This is a genomic window from Lysinibacillus sp. NPDC097868 (assembly GCF_044761135.1).
Taxonomy (GTDB): domain Bacteria; phylum Bacillota; class Bacilli; order Bacillales_A; family Planococcaceae; genus Lysinibacillus.
The window spans coordinates 1,404,414-1,423,433 of sequence record NZ_JBIWBS010000001.1 but is presented as its reverse complement, the minus strand read 5'-3'; the positions used below and the strand labels follow the sequence as shown (position 1 = coordinate 1,423,433).

The window sequence follows — 19,020 nt, the reverse complement described above, 5'->3', positions numbered from 1 at the left end:
TATAGCACCCATTCATTTTAAAAAAAAGCAACCGACATTTTCGATTCCATTTTAAAAAATGGTCACTTTTTAGTCGGTTGCTCTTATGCTTATTGTTTTATGCTTGCTTTAAACACTTGCTATATCAACTACTCTTGAATAGCAGCTTCTAAAGCTACAACAATCATGTCGTTGAATTAGGGTTACTTTTTAATATAGCAAGGTACTTTAACTGCCTTGATTTAACTACGTTTTGCGCTTTATGAATTTCATCTTATAGTGTTTAACTTTTTATAAAGTTATCAAAAATTACAATGTTGGTCGCTTTTTGGTCGCCCAAAGTCGCTTTATATTCTTTCATAAATAACATTGAGACCACCCTATATGGAGTGGTCTTTCTGTTTTTATAAAACATGAATTTGAAGTATTTTATTACAAATTTACTTGTTCCAGTCCAAGTAACAGCTATCCTGTAAGTTCCAGGTCAGCTTCTTTATACAAAAATATCACTTGGTGCTCATTACTTTAATAAAAGGGCAAAAATACAATATGATATCCACCTATCGCATAATTTGATAGGTGGTTTTAATTTGTTAATATAAGTTAATGCACTAATTTAAAATTACCAAAATGAATTTATTTTATTTAGATAACTAAGTATCTCTAAATTCTTATCAACAAATTCATGTATTAGTTTGACCTCTCCTTACTTTAAATGTTTCTATACGATTCAGATATAAAACATTCCATATGTTCATCAAAATTAATTTATTATCTTTTTGGAAATCTTTGCATGTTTCCAAAATTAAACCTATATACTTGCTAACTCAGATAAGATCCAGTCTAAATTATTGATCATTTTTGAGATATTATAACACTTTGTTAAATCCAAATTTTAGGACTAAATAATATTTATTCTTTAAATTTAATGATTAAATTTAGCCATTTAAGTTGACTATTTAATTTCCTTGAAATTTGAATTTTTTAATAATATATAATTAATAAACATAGCTATTGCAGATAAGATGAAAATATAATGGACAGGCCATATTTCAACCCAAATCCCTCCTAGTAATAGACCTGCTGGTATAGTTAACTTCATGAGCATAGACGAAGTTCCAGCAACACGTCCAAGTAAATTATTTGGGGTAGATTCTTGGCGGATTGCTAAGAAGATGATATTTGTTATTACGGATATACATGTTCTAATAGCAAGTAATATTCCAATTAACCACCAACTTTTTGTAAAGAAAAATAAAATTAAAACAATCATATCAATAATGGGTAATGTAGCGAAAATGGCCCCACGATTGAAATGTTTTCGTAAAGGTGATAGAACTTTGGCTCCAACAATCCCACCCAAAGCAGAAATAGAATACAGTAGTCCTAGCTGCTCCTTAGTAGCTCCAAGTATATCAATTACGTAAAAAGTCAAAATTCCAATAATTAAACTTGTAGCAAAGTTAGAAATCAATATTGTAAGAGTTGGAATAAACACCTGTTTATTACCAATTAATTCATGGATACCATCCTTCATATCCTTCCAAATTGATTGTTTGATTGGACGGATAGGTGATTCTGTTCGATCAATAAAACAAGAAATTAGCCAACTTAGAGCCATACACACTACATAGATTCCCAAAAAGTGCTTATAGGAAAGCCAAAATAGTAGTGCTCCTACAATAGACGGTCCAATAATTGAACTAATTGTTAAAATTAGAGAGAATTTAGATTGAATTTCCGTCATCCATGATTTCTCAAATAGCTGTGGAGGTAATGCATTCAAAGCGTTTCCCACCGTATAACCAATCGTTGCAATAAGGAACCCTAAAACATATAAATGCCAGATTGCTGTTCCCTCAGTTGTAATGGAAAAATACAATAAAAATGATAGTAGAAACTTTAAAAATCCACCATATATTATCATTATATTTCTATTAACACGGTCTACAATGACTCCAATAATCATACCCAGCAATATATTAGGTAAGAACTCCATCACTCTCATCGTACTCATAGCAAATGCAGATTTTGTTAAATCATATAAAATAAGTGGTATTATAAATGTATAAATTGTCGCGCTAATAGAAGATAAAATTGTAATACTATATAAATATCTGAAATTTTTATTGGAAAAAAAATTCACTTTCTCACCTCTAACTTATTTACTAGATATTCTTTTAAAAAAACACTTAAATCTTCATTTAAATGAACATCTGAATATTCTATTAGTTTAGGATGAGAATTTTTTACTGCAACTCCTACAGAACTATTTTTTATTAGAGATATATCATTATTTCCGTTCCCAAAAGAAATTAAATCCTTAACTAATAAATTATTTTTTTTGAGCACACTATTTAATCCATTATATTTATCAGTGTATTTAGGTGAAATTTTTATAAACTTTTCAAATAAAGTTTGTTTTTCAAATGGATAATATATTTTATAAAAGCTATTTTTCCATTCATCAAGAGTAAGTATTTCTTTAGGAAATGCATATATATTCAATATACCTTTTATCTCATTTATTATAGATTTTATGTCAGTAGTATACATAAAATAACTCTGATCTATAAATGAAAAATTCGATAATATTAATGTGCTAGATAGTTCAGTGTAAAATAAATTATTATTTGTTTCAATAATCCAATCATAATTATCATTATGTACCGATATGAATCGATTTAAATATAAAGGGTCTATTTGATTTATTAACTCATCTTTTTCGTGTATAATATGCAAATTACCATCATTACTTAGTATATTTTCATTAAATATTTCTCTAATGTCATTGAATATAGGTAATGAAAATAAACTAAACTTTATTCTTCCAGTTACTAAAAACAATTCGAAATTATTTGTCTTTAACTCTAACAGCACCTCCTTTATACCTTTGTAAAATTCGCCATCGTTATCTATTAGAGTATTATCTAAATCAAATGCTAATATTTTTTTTCCACTCAATTTATCTCTTCCCTTTATTTATCAAAATAATTTGTATTCCTACTTACTTATATAGTCTGAAATTCTAATGGAAGCACCATTTGTACTTCCATCAGCTTTTAGCTCTTTTATTCAGTTAGATTATTTAAAATTTTTTCTATCTTCACTTAAAAGATGCTAGGAAACAAATCTGAAGAATATGGACAACCCCTGTTAACTACTTATAACACTCAAATCTTTTTCTAGAATTTCAATAGCTTGAGCTAAAATCTCTTCTTCAGATAAATTGGCATTTATAAAATTAACAGGTATTTTTTCTTTTAAGATATAGTACTCGTATAACTCAACAGCTTTACTTAGTTGGTCTGGATACTCTTTAGGTGTTAAAGGCTCACCCCTTTTAAGTATTCTTTCCCAGGCTATCTTTGTATCAATTTTTAAATATAAGTATATATCTGGTTTAACAAGAGAAGCATGTACTTTTTTCAATAAGCTAATATCTACCCCGTTTAATTGTGAAAATACTAAATTACAAATATTATATCTATCTAATATAACTGTTTTACCTTCAGTCAAATTTGGTTCAATGATTTCATTTGCCTTATAAAGCAAATCTAACCCCCAGGCAGTTCCTCTAATCAACGGAGAGAAACATTGTCTTCTAGTTTGAGACATTTTACTAGCTACTACTTCTAATTCATTTGTGAAAATAGATATCTTGGATGAAGGAACACTAATAACATCCTGTTTTTTAGATAAGTATGTCTCTAGATTTTTTACTAATGTTGTTTTACCTGAACCATCTATTCCAAACACATATATTAATCTACTAAGATTATTCATGTAGTTACCCCTTCTTGCTTATTCAGTTTGTTGTAATAATCAATTAGATAATTGAATAATGATTTAAAATAATCATTTAATTTTTCTATATCAACTATTTCTCCAAATCTTAACATTTCTTCAGCAAATATCAGATATTTTAATTGATTATTGATTAATTCTTTTGGCATTATTTCCATTTCCTTGACTTCTTTTTCGTTATATAAACAAATTTTTCTAATTTTTTCATATTGATTTTCATAAACATGTAAACTATTTACCATATGTGTATAAATCCCTAACTCAATATTTAATATCTTTGCAACGTATTCTTGAATCATTGTAAAAGTAAAGACATCATACGGTAATCCTAAATAAACGTCATTTGATCTCATATGAACAAATAAATCTAATTTATTTTCCCTTATAAAAAATTGAAGACTCGAAGTACAAGGGATATCTTTACTATTCATCCCTACATCATTTTTTGAATAAATAGGAATTAAAGCTCTTCTACTATTAGGATCTTCTTGTAACAATCTAATCACTTTTTGTATTGCATCACCTATTCGAGGACCATAAGCACCATGTAAAGTTTCTCCATTATCAGAGTATTTATGATAACTTGGAGCATAAAATTGAATCATATCCAACTTATTAGTTTTTTTCATAATCCATAACCACTCAGCAAAAGCATAAGAAAGTGAGAACTTTCTGGTAGGATTATTTAATATCCTTGATCTTGGTCTTTTTAACTTTAATATAACTCCTAATATTTCTTTAGTTTCTAAACCTCTTGGAGATATATTTTTACCCTGATTCATTATTTCATTACAAATTTCCACATATAATTGATCAAATGATTCTCCTTCAAAATACACAATATTATCCTCCCTTCAACCATTTTTCGCAAATTTCAATCAATTTAAATCGTTCTTCTACAATTTCTTGAATATATTTTTCATCTAATATTTCCTTTTTGCTTATAGGGAAATTACTTTGCAAAAGATAGTACAGCAAATTTTCAAGTGATTCTTCATATGTTAACTTATAGTCCGGAGCATTTTCTTTATATGTGTTAAAAAAATCTATTGTATTATCTTTATTAAAATTTGAAAAAAGTATTGAACTTCTCATTAATTCAATGCTCGGATCATCTATAGCTGCAAAGTCAAAATCTATAAAATATAGATTATGATTATTATTAATTATTACATTGGACGGCCGTAAATCACCATGTACTATACAGTAATTATTATCGTTATAAATAATTTTATTGTTTAGAATAATATGTTTACGTTTTTCTAATAGTTTTAATAATAATTTATCTTTATTATTATTACCTGCAATTTTATCTTCATAAAAAGTTATTTTATCTATTGTTTCTTCCATTGAATAATATTTTTTCTTTAAACTTAATATAGAGATTTCATTAATTACGAAATGTAGTTGAGCAATATCTTTTGCTAATACTTTTAGAATACCTGGCTTAACACTGTACTCTTCTCCAACTAAATACTCTTGTAATATAAAATACCCTCCTTGGAAATCACTTACAAATTGTCCGTTTTTATTTTTATAAATATAAGGTGTCTTTTTACATTGTATATAAACTTCCATTTGTATCTTTAATGTATTTTCTAGCTCTTCATATAAATCATTATAAATCTTCAATATAAATGTTTTTTTAGATGTTTGTAGTTTAAATAATTGGTTCAAACTAGTAGAATTAATTTTTTCAAAATTAACTATGTTATCAATTTCATAAAAGTCTTTAACTGCCCATTCAACAAGTTCCTTTATGCTTCCTTCTTTTTTTTTCATATTTTATACTGACCATTCTACCCCTTCATTTTTTGTTATTACTTTCCCATTTATAAATCTATTATTAATTAACATTTCTTTAAGAAAAGCCTTGTGGTAAATAGGCACTGATTTGTTTGTAAACACCTCAGTTAAGTTTATCCAATGTGAAGTTTGCTTATCAATTTCATTTGAAATAAGTTTTCCAGTCACATCATTAGTTAAAAAGAAAAAACAAACTGAATGTGTGTTTTTTATATAATTCTTAAAAGTGACGACTCCCTTTAGTTCTAGGTTACTTACACTTAACCCCGTTTCCTCTTGAACCTCTCTTGAACATGCATCTTCAAGATTTTCAAAATTCTCAACATGTCCCCCCGGTGGTATATATTGATTAAAAGTAGAATAATTCTTATTTACTTTTTTAACCATAGCTATTTTATTATCTTTTATAGCAATACAAGATACCTGAACTTTTATTATATTTTGCATGTAATTATCATTCATTTTTATTTCTCCCCATTAATAATTCTTTTATATTCTCTTCTTCTTTTTCTTCAAGTAGACAAAAATTCGTAGCCAAAAATGTACCTATAGGAGTTGTAACTACATGATACTTTTTATATTTCCGCCACATAAGATTTCCGCATTCTCCCATATCAAGTGGATAAAAATTACAAATAACACCACTTTCAAAGCGATACTTTGGAGACATAATTAAATCAAACTTTCTCACTAGCGATAATAGAATATTTTTATTTACTAATAAATCTCCAAAAATTTTAATGTATTTACAATAAAATTTAGATATATTTCCATTAACAATAGTTTTAGGTATCTCGTATTTAAATTCTCTATCAAATTTATTTATCTTAAAATTCACATTTGAATCTTCTAATTTTAATGACGTATTATTTTTTTGTAGCTTATTTAATACTTTTAATAAGAATTTGTCTCTCAGTTTTTCTGTAACAAAATCAAAATCTATTTCACCAGCGTTCTCAATAAAATAAAAATCTACAATATCTCGAATAAAAAGATTTTCCCTACCACTTGCTTCAATAACTAGAAGAACTAAATTCATATTATCATTTGGAATTTTGAATTCTATTCCTTGATAATTTATTAATTGTGTATCAAGCCACAAATCTTTATCTTGAAACCAAGTTGTTTCAGAAATAACATAATTAGCTATATTTATTTCAATCCATATAAATGTTTTTTCATCTAATTTTTTTTGGTACTTAACAATTCCTGAAATTTCATTTAATTTTGTAAACATTGGAATATAAAAGAAATTATATCCCATTGAAGTTAAAACATTATGAGTTTTCCAAAAATTTTCTATATTCCTAATTAAAAAGTCAAAATCATTACTTTGCCTTACTACATCCTCATTATAGTATTTCAACATTGCTAACCCTTTTAAATTTAAGAATTCAATATTTTCCCTATTCAATTCTTTAATTACATTTCCTAATTCTTCGAACCTCATTTTTCTTTTATGTCCTTTTAAAACCCAATCCCCTTCTTTAATTTCTAATGATTGTTTCGAATTTAATAAAGGATCTATCAAACGGTTTTCACGAGCCCTCTCAATAAGTAAATCTTGGTTTTGATTAGATAACTCGATATGTTTATATTCACCAGTTGCTATATTAAATAACAAATTATTAACATCCATATTAAATCTCCCTATATATTTATATTAAATAAGCATACTTTCTAACTCCTTAATTGTTTTCTAAATACAGAACTAAACCATCAACCACCCAATTTTCCGAAATTAGGGAATTATAAATTTTTAATGTTCTATGTACATCACCAGCAAAGCTAACGTTTCCACACAACCTTTCAAACCCCATTTTATTACATATATATTCACTTTCTTTAATTAAATAAGAACTTACTCCTAATTCTTTAAACTTTTCAATAATATAGACATCTATTAAAAAAGCAGTAGGTTTGTCTCCCATCGGATATACACTATATGTAATATGACCACAAAACTCATTGTCTATCTCAGCAACTAATGATATTCGACTATCATTTAAGAATGGATAATAATACGTTTTTATATTCTCTTTAAATTTTTCTTTTCCAATAGATTTATATTGATTTTTTAATGTACCATTAAAGTATGCTTTTATAATACATTCAAGAATTGCATTCTCATCTGCCTTAGTAGCTTTACGAATCCTTAAATTGTTATCAAACTGCTTTTTATATAAATCTAATTTTTCTTTTTTTACGTTTATCGAAGAAAAATGGTATTTGCTTTCTAAAATATATTCCAAACTAAGCATTTCCGAATATAGTTTTGCATTTTCAAAAAATAATTGAATATAAATCCAGTCCATCAATTCTTTGTGCATAATATAATTAAGAATTTCATTTATTATTTCATTTATATACATTACCTTAAAATTAAAGTCCCTTATAAAAATGTTAATATAACATTCGTGATTTTCTGTAATTTCGTTTAGTCCTCCATAGTATATTACAGCTATTTCTTCTACATTTTCGTTTGATATATAAAAGGAGGCCCCTCCCATTTCATCTTTAATATTTTGATAATAATTAATATTCTCCTTAAGATTTTTAAAATCATTTAAGAAAGTTTCCTTTTTTTTATTGAAAGTTAGCATATTTGTAACCTCCTATCTAGTAATTTATATGAATATCTTTTATGTATTAGATAATTTAAAGAGACGCAGGGTAATCTTTACCCTGAGTCTCTTTTAAAAACTATTTTTTAACTTTTTTATTACCGTTAACTCGTTTGATAGTACCATACGGAGCAATTTGTGGCATTTTTTTCAACTCCTTCCAATTCTCTTACAAACATTGTATTTTTAATGTATTATTTTGTCAATGGTATTTCCTGAAAAAATTACATTTTTTAAAATTTTTAAAATTATCTAAAAATAAGTTTAACCAAGTTCTTACAAGGCTTACTCCATGACTAATAGAAAAAAATAATCTTAAAAGGGGTACGAAATACTCATTCGTGGATATAACTTTTAGGGAGGGAAATTGTGGATCAATATATAATTCAAGGCTTCGTTTTAGAAAATTGCATTTTCAATAACACTTAGGATATTATAAATTGTTTCAAGTAATTTACCTCTTTTGTTGAAAATAATATCTTACTAAAATATAAATATTTTTCCTACATCTTAAATTTCAAGAATAAAAAATATCTGTAGAAAACAACTTATTTTTTATTGGCCAACTACAGTTACAATATTGCATTTTGCTATTTTATTGGATTTAAGAGTGACTGTTTAATGAATGATATGCATCATTAAATATTCTCTTTTCAATAATTCAAAAAGGAACATTTGTTTGTAATGTGTATAAGAAAAAATTTGAGTTTAGTAATACGAAAATTATGTAAACAAAAAAGACTAAGAAAGCATACCAAATTAGCACCACGGTCTGTTTTGTATTCACTATAACTACTTTTATTTTACAAAATCGATTGAATAATGAAGTTTATATTACATCCTGGAACATTAGCAGCTATTAAGATTCGAAATATGTATAAATTTTATGATAAATAATGTTGCAAGGTACATCTTAGCTGAAACAGCAACATTGTTCTTCCAATTTATGAATTAGCTTTTTCAATTTCAGCTGATTTTTGTTGTTGCTGTTGATGTGACTAAACTGTGACAAGTTAAGATCAGGTATATGATCAAGGTATGTTTCTTTAGCTATTTTTATTTGTTCACTTGTTATACCGATAGCCAGTAGTCTTTCTTCTCTATATTTTCTATAATTTCCGCGCCCTTTCTATTAAGTACTTCATAGTTCTTTGATATTTTTCTGTTCAACTACAAAAAATTACTTTTTTTCTAATTATACATATATTTTCTCAAATCCCCTCCAATCTTACCTTATAACTTACTTACTCTTCTTAATTTTCAACGATAATTAAATATAGCGTAAAATATTTTTATAGAAATTCAAAGAATCAAAAAGGGATTATTTAATAAATATAAAAAAAAAACCAGTAGCAGGTTCAATACCGACAGCTGGTTGTTTTTATTTTCAATACTAAAAATTCATTATTGATTCTGAATCTCTATTATTTCCTCTCCGTATGTTTTTAAAATAGTTTCTTTAATTTCTTGATTTTGTAATAAGTCTTCAGGTCGCTTGTGCAATAATTATAAGTTCTGAATTTTGCTCTAACGTATCAAAATTTTCATAACTTACAAAGTTTCCGTTTGAATTAACAACAGGAAGCTCATCTATTTTCTCTTTTTTAGGAATTTCATCTAATTTACTATCTTGTTGCTTAATTGGTAGATTAGTAATAACTATCATTAATCCCATTAATGCTACGATTACTGTCAAAAATATTAGTTTCTTATTCTTCATTGTTTACCTCCTGTAGTCCTAACCTAATTTATAGTGTATCTCTAAATATGTAAATTCTATAAATTATAAAATTATTATGTTATTTACTTAGTAATTCTTCCATTTTGTATATGCATTGTTTTTATCATATGTTGTAATTGTAATATTCCCACTACCACCAGGAATAGGTTTCCAACCTATACACATTACAGTACATGATCCATTTAAATCGAATGTCCAATTTCATGAGCTGCATTAGTAGGATTAATCAGCACCCACATTCTTCCGCCAAACGAAAATTCATCACCATTTCTCAAATCCTTCATACTTCTAAATTTCAATAAACCTTGCTTTGATTTTTCTTCTTTCTTAATTTCCTTTACTTCATTCAATGTTTCAGCTATAGAAATATCATTATCAGGAATTATTATAGGTTCACTTGATGTCTGAACTTCGGCTTCATTGGTATCAATTACTTTTAATTCAATAGAACTCTCTGCTGCTCCCCCTTCAGCTGTTAGAAATACACCGGAACGTGTTTCAGACATAATGACCCAATCGGGGTTGTTACGTAATGTCGCCTTGACTAAGTCTTACATTGTGATTTTTTAGTTCGCTCTTCCGAAAGTAACGTTTGCCAGCCGTATATGAATTTTCTCTGGATATTACGCCTTAATATGACTATCACTAGTATCTTCAATTAATTCAATTATTTTAGTATCATCAATCGGTCTCATAAACAATTTTGAAGTTCCGTTTTTTTCGAACCTGTTCGTACAGCATTTAACTTACCACTTCTTACTTTTCATGGATTACGTCACACTTACGCTTCGTATATGATTAGTAAGAATGTAAATTTCAAAAACATTCAAAAACACCTCGGGCATACGTATATAAAACAAACCCACATTACCTACAGTCATTGAACAAAGCAGAACAATATAAAGGCAAGTAACTTGTTCGTCGACATCTTGTAAATGTCTCCTTATTGTCGCCCATAGCCACCCATTCATTTAAAGAAAAAAAGCAACCGACATTTTCGATTCCATTTTAAAAAATGGTCACTTTTTAGTCGGTTGCTCTTATGCTTATTGTTTTATGCTTGCTTTAAACACTTGCTATATCAACTACTCTTGAATAGCAGCTTCTAAAGCTACAACAATCATGTCGTTGAATGTTGTTTGACGTTCTTCAGACGTCGTTACTTCGCCTGTAATGATGTGGTCACTTACTGTTAAGACAGAAAGAGCTTGGTATGAAAGGGTTTGTGGTACTTTTACGAATCAAGTTTTCAACATAAAATACTTATGCACAGTGATTCTTCTCTTACAATAAAGCTACTTTTATGTCCCTTTTTGTCCCCTGTTTTTAAGGGGACATTTTCGTTTCTGATAATGATTCATTTAGTATTGTTGCTATAGGACGCTTTTATATTAGTATAACCCCCGCCACTCCCTCAATAATTGGAAGCCATAAAAAAAGATAACCAATCAGCTATCTCGTAAAAGTCCACATCTAGCAAGTAGAAGGTAATCTACTACCTCAAATAACATAGCTTAAATATGGTAAATAGGAGCATACCAAGCATTTTTTCAATCATCTCAAAATCACCTATAAGATTTTTCGACCTTAAATGAACATAAATGTTCCTAGTATCAATGACAAGCTGTGGAAGCTTTCTGTGACTTCTCTAATCATGATACCCCTCGTTCATGTATGTTAGATGTAAAACTAATAATCTTTTGGTACAATTAGGAAAAGGAGTTGGAACTATGAATGACATTATTGACGAACTAATTGAAATGACTAGTAGCGAGCAAATAAGAAAGTTCAGAAGTCACCCAAAAAAACTATACAAATATTACCTCGCAGGCATTTTAAATGATATTTTTTTTGAAAATTACATTCACGAAAGTTTCTTTTATCATCAGGCTAAATTTTTGTTCCATGCAGCAGAACAGCTTCCAAATCAAGACGGTGAAGGGTATCGAAAAAACAAAGCATTAACTATCAAGACATTACAAGATAATTATTTCATCAATCCTCAACAAGATAGCCAAGTAGATTTACTCATTGCCTTTCTTAGAATGTACCTAAATGATTTAAAGCTTAATAAGAAAACCTTATATTTAGTTTCAGATTTAGAAAAAATAATACGAATTAAAGATTATTTTAGAGTTAAAAAGCAACACACCATTAAAAACCATCATTGGATAGATGTAACTCTCAATGAACCGTTAGTACTTACTTTCCCTGAGTTCTTCAACTATCAGGATTTAATTAACCTTTGGAATGACTATATCGAAAAATATACTAAAATTTTTGAATTAAAGAAAAGTGGCGTAGCTTTAAAAACTAATCCTGAGTATAGACGACTTGACTATTCTATTAAGGGAAGTGAAAGAACATTAGTTATTTTGGCTACAAACTTTGTTGAATCCTATTTATATTATTATTTCTATAACATCAAATCTTCAAAAATATATCCACAGAACAAGCTACATAAAATGAAAGGTTATATTCAAGATACTCAAATTTTTGAAGATTTAATCTTTGTAGAACACCCAAATATTAAAGATAATGTTGCTATATCACTACAATATAAGAAGTTTAATGATTCTATTAAAATAAGGGATAGATTTGTACATACTTCTGCTTTTGTAGAACAAACAAATAAAATAGCTCAACTTCAACCATTACTAAATATAAGTACAGAAGAAACAATATCAATACTGCAAAATGCAATTGATTTTGTCTACTCGATTGATAACAATCTTCCTGAAAATGAAAAAATTCTATTTTGGTGGGAACAATTTGAAACACCCGATTTTAGTAAACATCAATTTATCAATCCACTAAATATTCTAAGAGTTTAATTTGAACGAGAAGGAGAAAATACATCTTCTTCTCGTTTTCCATTTCCACAATAATAGCTATGTCGTTTCGATTACCTTATCGGGGTGTTGATATGCTAGTGGTGTATATAATTTTAGTACATACAGTACTAGAATATCGGTAAACACCGCTCCTTGTTCTCTCAAATTCATAGAAATTCTTACAGTTTATTATTTAGATAATCTAAACTAAATAAAAAAAGAGACAACCATTTGGCTATCCCTCATTATCAATTACTCAATTACTACAATTGATTCAATATAAGATTCATACATACCATACCCTCTAAACATAATTCGTGACGAACCTTCACTAAGAACATTTAATAATAGCGAAAACTCTCTTCTTTGTTCATCAAACCGCATTGATACATTAGCATTAAATTCTGACTCCCCAAACATCTCAAGATGCTTCGATTTAATTCTTACAGTTTTGCCTTGACAATCAAAAAATCTATTATTAGTAATATCCTTTGTCTTAAGATGTATCATTTTTAGTTGAACTAACTTTTCGTGATAAACTTTCTTTACAGAAGTATCATCTATTAAGTCGGTAGGTACTTTACTAAAATAACCTTCTTTTATACTCTCTTTTCTTAAGTTAGGTTTCAGGGCATTTATTATAAACCTATAATCCACATAATCTTCTTCCGTTTCTTGTGTAAAAGTTGACCTAATCCAAAATTCAAATCTTTAAATCTTGCCATTGTATTATCCTGTTATTCCTTAGTAAATTCCCTTTTATAAAATCAAGGTTCTACTACAGAATACAGATATAGAAAATAATTAAAATAATGCTTATTGATTGTTTCAAGGTTCTTATTATCACTTTGTTTATTAATAGATCTAGGTCTGCTCCTGATTTGTGGTAGAACGAGAATTATTTTATGAATACTATATACACCATTTCTAATTCCATTGCTTTATCGTATTCAAAAAGTTTAACTTTTTCCTTATACTCATTTGGTAAATTATTCAAAAAATGCTCTATTGCTTTTAAAGTATATTCTCCAAAATCATATATCACTAAGAACTTATAATAGTTTTTAACATCAATTGACTTTACTTTCGGTTTCCCTTCTAATAAACACTTAATATCCTTGATAATGCCATTGCGTTGTGCTGAACCAAACTTAAATCCATTGTTAATTGGTTTATTACATTTCACTTCTGCTAGAATTTTCATTTCTCCACTAACTACCACATCAAACCCATTATCGCTAGGCTTAGTAGCTAATATTTGTTCTAATGAACTCTCGTAATATGGTGATAGTATTGAAGATGTGTCATTCAACCATTTCATAAAATTAACGGTTGTTTTGTATGTGATAATATTATTTATATCTTGCAAAGTAGTTTTTAGTTCAAAAAAATCCTCTATACTTAGATTTGAGTAGTAGTCTTTACTCTCATTTGTGATTTTTATACTAATAAAATCGTTAAACTTTTCTTGCAATTCTTGTTCTTTGTTATATAAATAGTTCATTTTTTCTCCTTTAAATTTTTCATATTAATAACTCTCTTCGTTGTCACAAACAGTTATACAAATTATACCTTTTAATTAAACTACCTTGATATAATAAAAAAAACGAAATAAACACAAAGTTTATATCGCTTGTTATCGAAAATTTAGCTCTTTATAAAAAGATGACGTTACTTAAAGATTTCCCTTTTGGTGTGCGTGTAGCAGGTAGCCCCAATTCTTCATTCAATAACAGCAAAATATCGGAAATTACCCCCTACCTGAGCCTTGCCATGTGACACTTGTAATGGCTCTGTGACAAGCTTCTGAACTCCACTAAGCAATATTCAACTCAAGCTATAAGAACAAGCTATGAATCTACTATGCACTTATCACAAGCCATCTGAAAGCTTCATGAACGCTCCTAAAAACTACATCAACTGTTTACTCACCTGTCTACCAAAATCGTCGTTTTGACAAAAAGTGCAAGCTATGCCAGCACTTGATTGTTTTAGCTATCATATCGTTTCGTTCGGTAGGTCAATTCGTGTTTGTGGAGCAGGACTTGGTGTGTTGTAATTAATGGTATGCTGAATATCCCTAATTAGGGGGGCTACCTACCGCTGTGACAAAATTTTTAAAACTCTACTCTTTCACCTTTTTTGGTTTTTATTTCATATAAAAATTTTCTAACCTGTTGCTCCCAAAATTGATACATAGTAGAAATCAACATTAATCGAATATTGTATTGCATTAACAAATACTCATTGTGAGCGTCCATACCTTGTTTTACTATGAATTTCTGAAGGGAGGAAGGAAGTGATACCATTTCTTCTTCCCTCATAAAATCGTCAGCAAGGAAATCTATATAATCTTGACTTTCTTCTGATAAATTTTCAAATATTGGAATAATGCTAAATTGATACATACTCTCGAAATTATCATAAGGCTTTTGCAATCCTTTAGTTAAATGTTGAAACTGTGCTTTTTCCATTACTCACACCCACTTTCAAGAAATAAAAAAGAGCCGTTCTTAGCCCTCATAAGTGCATATTAAAATGTAACCCAACACCTGCTCTGAACTGCACCTCCAATTGATAGATGTGTCTAACAATTGGGGTGCAGTTCACTATGGATTAGAAGGTTAAATAAGCGGCATTCAAATTGTTGATAATTCATCAAAAAAAAGAACGTTTAGCAAAAGGGTTAATAACCCTACTTTTTAAACGATGATTTAACTCTATTTCTGACATTATATCGACGTATGGAGACTGCGAGAGTTATAGGATCTTCTATAAAAATTGTTGCAATAGCAGTATTTATAAAGTTTTTCAGCTGCTATTAAAAAGCAGTGACCAAGGTTTTTTTTACCTTACGGAGGCAAGATGTTTTTTATAGTGACACTATTATTATTCTCATATTCACTCTAGATAAGAAACTACTTCACAATGTCTATAGTGTTAGGTGTGATACAAAAAAATTATGTAGAAATATTGATATTTACCCATCTTTTAACCAAAATATTTTCGTTTAATATCTGACATTTCTGGTTCAACTAATATTTGTTCTTCTTATTTCGAATATAGCCTTTAATACCATTTAGTCATCCGATAGTCATACTCACTTTCGATTCAAATACTTCTATGAAATCCTTTACCATTTTACTATACTCTTCAGAAATCATAGCTTTTTCTCTTAAATCCTCAAGCAACGCATTTCTCAAATCTGGAAAAGTAGTATTTTGAATTTGCATGATAAACCCATCTAAATTTTTCAAATGCTTAGTTCTATTTTCTACAAGTTCTGTTCTATTCAAATCTATTTTTAACTTTGTTAAATTTCCTCTTTCTGAGATACTACATAAGAGCGGTCCTCCAAAAAACAAATGCTCGGATGGTTCATCTTCATATGGGTCTATTAGGATGTTATTTGTATCATAGAAATCTCTTTTTCTATTATTGCAAACTGTACAAGCTAGAGTTAGATTGCTCCATTCAAAACATTTCTCAGGTACTTCACTTTTAGGAAGAATATGCTCTATATCACCAAATGTAATATGTAATATTTTTGATTCACAATAGGCGCATTTCCCATGTGTTTCCTTAACTAAAGTTTTTTTAACTTCTTTATGTGAATATTTTGTACCAACTAACTTGGATACACTCTTATCCCCCGCTTTATATGCTAAGTATAAATCCTTCCAATCTTCAGCGTTTTCTTCTAGAATGCTCGGTTTGATTAATTTAGTAATTTGAATCATCTTACTTACACCCCAAACCTTTGTAACATTTCTGATAGATAATCTTCTAATCCTTTATTCTTTAGATAAGATTTCAGACGATTATAAGAGTTCAAATCTAAATTTTTAGTATCAAAATCTTTAATAGCTTCTTCAAGCTCTTTTTCTAACCAGACTGGCATAGTGACACGTACTCCTAAGACTTCCTTCAGTATGTCAAAAGCATCTTTACTAGCATTTTCAAAGTCCAATTTTAGTGAAACAACTCTATTTTTTTCATTGTATTTTAAGGCATAAACGTATGCTTCTTTTATAGAGTTAACAACGAATGGGCTATGTGTACTTATAATAAATTGTGCTTTAGGGAAAGCATTTATTAGATTGGGGAGAATTTCTCTTTGCATAGAAGGATGAAGATGATTTTCAATTTCATCAATTACAACCGTAAATTCTGTATTATCTTCATTGAATGTAAACACTTGCCAAGCTAAATCTATAAGTGCACCAAGTCCCCCGGATACAGCATCTATTAAAAAATCCCCACTATCTGTTTTTAAAACAACCTCTCCAGATTCTATTCTTATTTCATTAAAACCTATATGTTTAGGTAAAAGATTTCTTAGAACTTTTGCAAATGCATCAAACTTTTTTTTAAATTCCCGATTCGGTTCTACTAATGAATTTCCTTCACCGAATACAGCTAATGACATTAGGGATTTTTTCATATAATGCACTGGGGAATTTCTATGATGATAAAATTCTTTATTTAATGTCCTTGATTGAAGAGATTCTAAATACTCATTGTATAACTGTTTTGTGTCATCGATTCTTAATGGAATTTCTTCGACTCTAACATAAGAGTATGGTTGCCTATGTGATGATATATTTACACCTTTGATTATTTCTTCATCAGGATAAATTTCTTCATCTGAGTCAAAATACGTAAACCTTGCTGCAACTTGGTAAGAGGCACTGTTTACTTCTTCCGGAACATAGAATTTAAAAACTCCTTTATCAGTATAAAGTGTACCCATTACAATATTATCTAAACTAAATGAATCAACCCACGGCTCATCAAAATTAAAATCTTCCCAAGCAATCTTTTTTAGTTCTCTATTATGTTCTGCGAATTCCAACACTTTTTGTAACTTTAACCCTGCTAAAAAAAGACTTTTATCTTTGTTAAAGGCTAGTTTTGCAACTTCTTCGTAATCCCAACCGATTTGTTTAGCTATTAATCTAAGAATAGAGCTTTTTCCAGCACCATTGGCTCCTGTTAAAATTGTTACTCTGGGATGAAATTCAATCTTCACCTCATCAAATTGATTCCAATCTGATAATTCTAGTTTAACTAACACCTCATTAGCCCCTTTATAATACTTTTTTAATAATTATACCATATATAAATCATTGTTTGTTTTTTTAAAAGTAATAAAATAGTAGATCTGCCAATCCCATATTCTTTTACGATAGCAGTAGCACTCTCACCAACCTCAAATAATGTTATACCAAGCTTCTTTATCCTATCATCATTAGATGATCAGCATCCAACTCGATTACGTTTGCGAACAGCTTCTAATCCCGCTTTAATCCGCTACTGAATAATATTTCTTTCAAATTCAGCAAATACAGCTAACATTCCGAACTGAATGAAAAACCCTAATTTCCCCTATAACATCCAAAACTTAAAAAAGTGTTTTGGATTCACTTCACCTCAATTATGAAATTAGTATTTCAAAAATTTAGTTATAAATATCCCCCTACATACTATATATTGAATAATGTGAACTAATATCGAGTGCTTGTTAGGAGGAAATTAATTATGAAAAACGACATAAAACTTCTGTTAGCTATGGGTGCGCTACTGTCATTGTTTATTGTATTGACTGCATGTACGGAAACTGAATTGACTGTTGATGTGGATGAAAATGCAGATATGTAAAGTGTTAATGCGGAAAGCACGGTTGATCTTTCAAAGTACCAGAAAGGTGTAAAGGATTTAAACATTAGCATAAAATACTTTAAAGTTATGATGGACTATTTTAATGAGTCTGGGGATTATGGTAAGGAAATGTCTACTATGAAAAAATGGCGAAAAAATTATCTGATACATAGAAACAAAAATTAATTGTTTTAGTCGAGGGTTATTTAGTTTATTTAAACGGTATACGTCATGATGTTAAAAGTGAAATTGACAATCACTTTATGCCATTAATTATTCATCAAGAAAACATGGCGACTTACTCAATCAAAGTTTTAAAAGGTGATTCGTCATATTAATCGTTATTATATTCCGAGGTTGAATCAAATAAGGAAACTGTATATGCATTGTTAAAAATCATGGATAAATACGAATTATTTCTTGAAGAATGAGAAATGATTTAAAGCAAGCCCTATCATGGTGGTTGCTTTTATTATGTCTACAAAAGGAGGATTAAAGATGTCTGGTGGTGCATAATATTGGCTTGAACATAAGCAAATTCTGATACATGAAGCACAACCGAAAACTT

General features: G+C 28.7%; 17 protein-coding genes and 2 pseudogenes. 2 read left to right on the top strand and 17 right to left on the bottom strand.

What is annotated here, in order from left to right; genetic code table 11:
- Positions 1 to 934 precede the first annotated feature (934 nt).
- From ACIQXJ_RS06980 to ACIQXJ_RS06935, 10 genes are all read right to left on the bottom strand, one after another.
- On the bottom strand, positions 935 to 2,125 hold the full coding sequence (locus tag ACIQXJ_RS06980) for an MFS transporter (protein ID WP_403051327.1): 1,191 nt from the start codon (positions 2,123 to 2,125) through the stop codon (positions 935 to 937).
- Positions 2,122 to 2,943, bottom strand: coding sequence for an HAD-IIB family hydrolase (locus ACIQXJ_RS06975; RefSeq protein ID WP_403051324.1), 822 nt, complete (start codon positions 2,941 to 2,943; stop codon positions 2,122 to 2,124). Before ACIQXJ_RS06975 ends, ACIQXJ_RS06980 begins: the two co-directional genes overlap by 4 nt.
- A 192-nt stretch (positions 2,944 to 3,135) precedes the next feature.
- A complete protein-coding gene (locus ACIQXJ_RS06970; RefSeq protein ID WP_403051321.1) occupies positions 3,136 to 3,765 on the bottom strand; it encodes a dTMP kinase in 630 nt (209 codons plus the stop codon).
- Positions 3,762 to 4,625, bottom strand: a complete 864-nt coding sequence (locus tag ACIQXJ_RS06965; protein ID WP_403051318.1) for a thymidylate synthase — start codon at positions 4,623 to 4,625, stop codon at positions 3,762 to 3,764. The genes ACIQXJ_RS06970 and ACIQXJ_RS06965 overlap by 4 nt, the downstream gene beginning before the upstream one ends.
- A gap of 4 nt (positions 4,626 to 4,629) precedes the next feature.
- Positions 4,630 to 5,568 (bottom strand): phosphotransferase, encoded by a 939-nt coding sequence (locus ACIQXJ_RS06960; RefSeq protein ID WP_403051315.1) that lies wholly within the window; start codon positions 5,566 to 5,568, stop codon positions 4,630 to 4,632.
- Between the two features lie 3 nt (positions 5,569 to 5,571).
- On the bottom strand, positions 5,572 to 6,054 hold the full coding sequence (locus tag ACIQXJ_RS06955) for an NUDIX domain-containing protein (protein WP_403051313.1): 483 nt from the start codon (positions 6,052 to 6,054) through the stop codon (positions 5,572 to 5,574).
- On the bottom strand, positions 6,047 to 7,231 hold the full coding sequence (locus ACIQXJ_RS06950; RefSeq protein WP_403051311.1) for a nucleotidyltransferase family protein: 1,185 nt from the start codon (positions 7,229 to 7,231) through the stop codon (positions 6,047 to 6,049). The genes ACIQXJ_RS06955 and ACIQXJ_RS06950 overlap by 8 nt, the downstream gene beginning before the upstream one ends.
- Before the next feature lie 49 nt (positions 7,232 to 7,280).
- On the bottom strand, positions 7,281 to 8,195 hold the full coding sequence (locus ACIQXJ_RS06945) for a GNAT family N-acetyltransferase (protein ID WP_403051308.1): 915 nt from the start codon (positions 8,193 to 8,195) through the stop codon (positions 7,281 to 7,283).
- Between the two features lie 1,507 nt (positions 8,196 to 9,702).
- Positions 9,703 to 9,936 (bottom strand): hypothetical protein, encoded by a 234-nt coding sequence (locus tag ACIQXJ_RS06940; protein ID WP_403051305.1) that lies wholly within the window; start codon positions 9,934 to 9,936, stop codon positions 9,703 to 9,705.
- A 203-nt stretch (positions 9,937 to 10,139) separates the two neighbouring features.
- Positions 10,140 to 10,463, bottom strand: coding sequence for a hypothetical protein (locus ACIQXJ_RS06935; RefSeq protein WP_403051302.1), 324 nt, complete (start codon positions 10,461 to 10,463; stop codon positions 10,140 to 10,142).
- A 258-nt stretch (positions 10,464 to 10,721) separates the two neighbouring features.
- On the opposite strand from ACIQXJ_RS06935, the pseudogene ACIQXJ_RS06930 reads away from it, so the two are divergent.
- Positions 10,722 to 10,841, top strand: a pseudogene (locus ACIQXJ_RS06930) (tyrosine-type recombinase/integrase); the annotation flags it as partial.
- A 201-nt stretch (positions 10,842 to 11,042) separates the two neighbouring features.
- On the opposite strand, the pseudogene ACIQXJ_RS06925 reads toward ACIQXJ_RS06930, so the two are convergent.
- Positions 11,043 to 11,168, bottom strand: a pseudogene (locus ACIQXJ_RS06925) (purine-nucleoside phosphorylase); the annotation flags it as partial.
- A 519-nt stretch (positions 11,169 to 11,687) separates the two neighbouring features.
- Between ACIQXJ_RS06925 and ACIQXJ_RS06920 the strand changes: the two are divergent.
- Positions 11,688 to 12,791, top strand: coding sequence for a hypothetical protein (locus ACIQXJ_RS06920; RefSeq protein WP_403051299.1), 1,104 nt, complete (start codon positions 11,688 to 11,690; stop codon positions 12,789 to 12,791).
- Between the two features lie 252 nt (positions 12,792 to 13,043).
- Here ACIQXJ_RS06920 and ACIQXJ_RS06915 read toward each other — a convergent pair whose 3' ends face one another.
- From ACIQXJ_RS06915 to ACIQXJ_RS06890, 6 genes are all read right to left on the bottom strand, one after another.
- Complete coding sequence (locus ACIQXJ_RS06915) at positions 13,044 to 13,448, bottom strand: hypothetical protein (protein ID WP_403051296.1); 405 nt, start codon at positions 13,446 to 13,448, stop codon at positions 13,044 to 13,046.
- Positions 13,449 to 13,689: 241 nt separating this feature from the next.
- Positions 13,690 to 14,295, bottom strand: coding sequence for a hypothetical protein (locus tag ACIQXJ_RS06910; protein ID WP_403051293.1), 606 nt, complete (start codon positions 14,293 to 14,295; stop codon positions 13,690 to 13,692).
- A 613-nt stretch (positions 14,296 to 14,908) separates the two neighbouring features.
- Entirely contained in the window at positions 14,909 to 15,265 is a 357-nt protein-coding gene (locus ACIQXJ_RS06905; protein WP_403051290.1) for a hypothetical protein, read from the bottom strand.
- 609 nt (positions 15,266 to 15,874) lie between these two features.
- Positions 15,875 to 16,531, bottom strand: a complete 657-nt coding sequence (locus ACIQXJ_RS06900; protein WP_403051287.1) for an HNH endonuclease — start codon at positions 16,529 to 16,531, stop codon at positions 15,875 to 15,877.
- A gap of 5 nt (positions 16,532 to 16,536) precedes the next feature.
- Positions 16,537 to 17,868, bottom strand: coding sequence for an AAA family ATPase (locus ACIQXJ_RS06895; RefSeq protein ID WP_403051284.1), 1,332 nt, complete (start codon positions 17,866 to 17,868; stop codon positions 16,537 to 16,539).
- A 26-nt stretch (positions 17,869 to 17,894) separates the two neighbouring features.
- On the bottom strand, positions 17,895 to 18,017 hold the full coding sequence (locus ACIQXJ_RS06890) for a hypothetical protein (RefSeq protein ID WP_403054857.1): 123 nt from the start codon (positions 18,015 to 18,017) through the stop codon (positions 17,895 to 17,897).
- Positions 18,018 to 19,020: the final 1,003 nt, after the last annotated feature.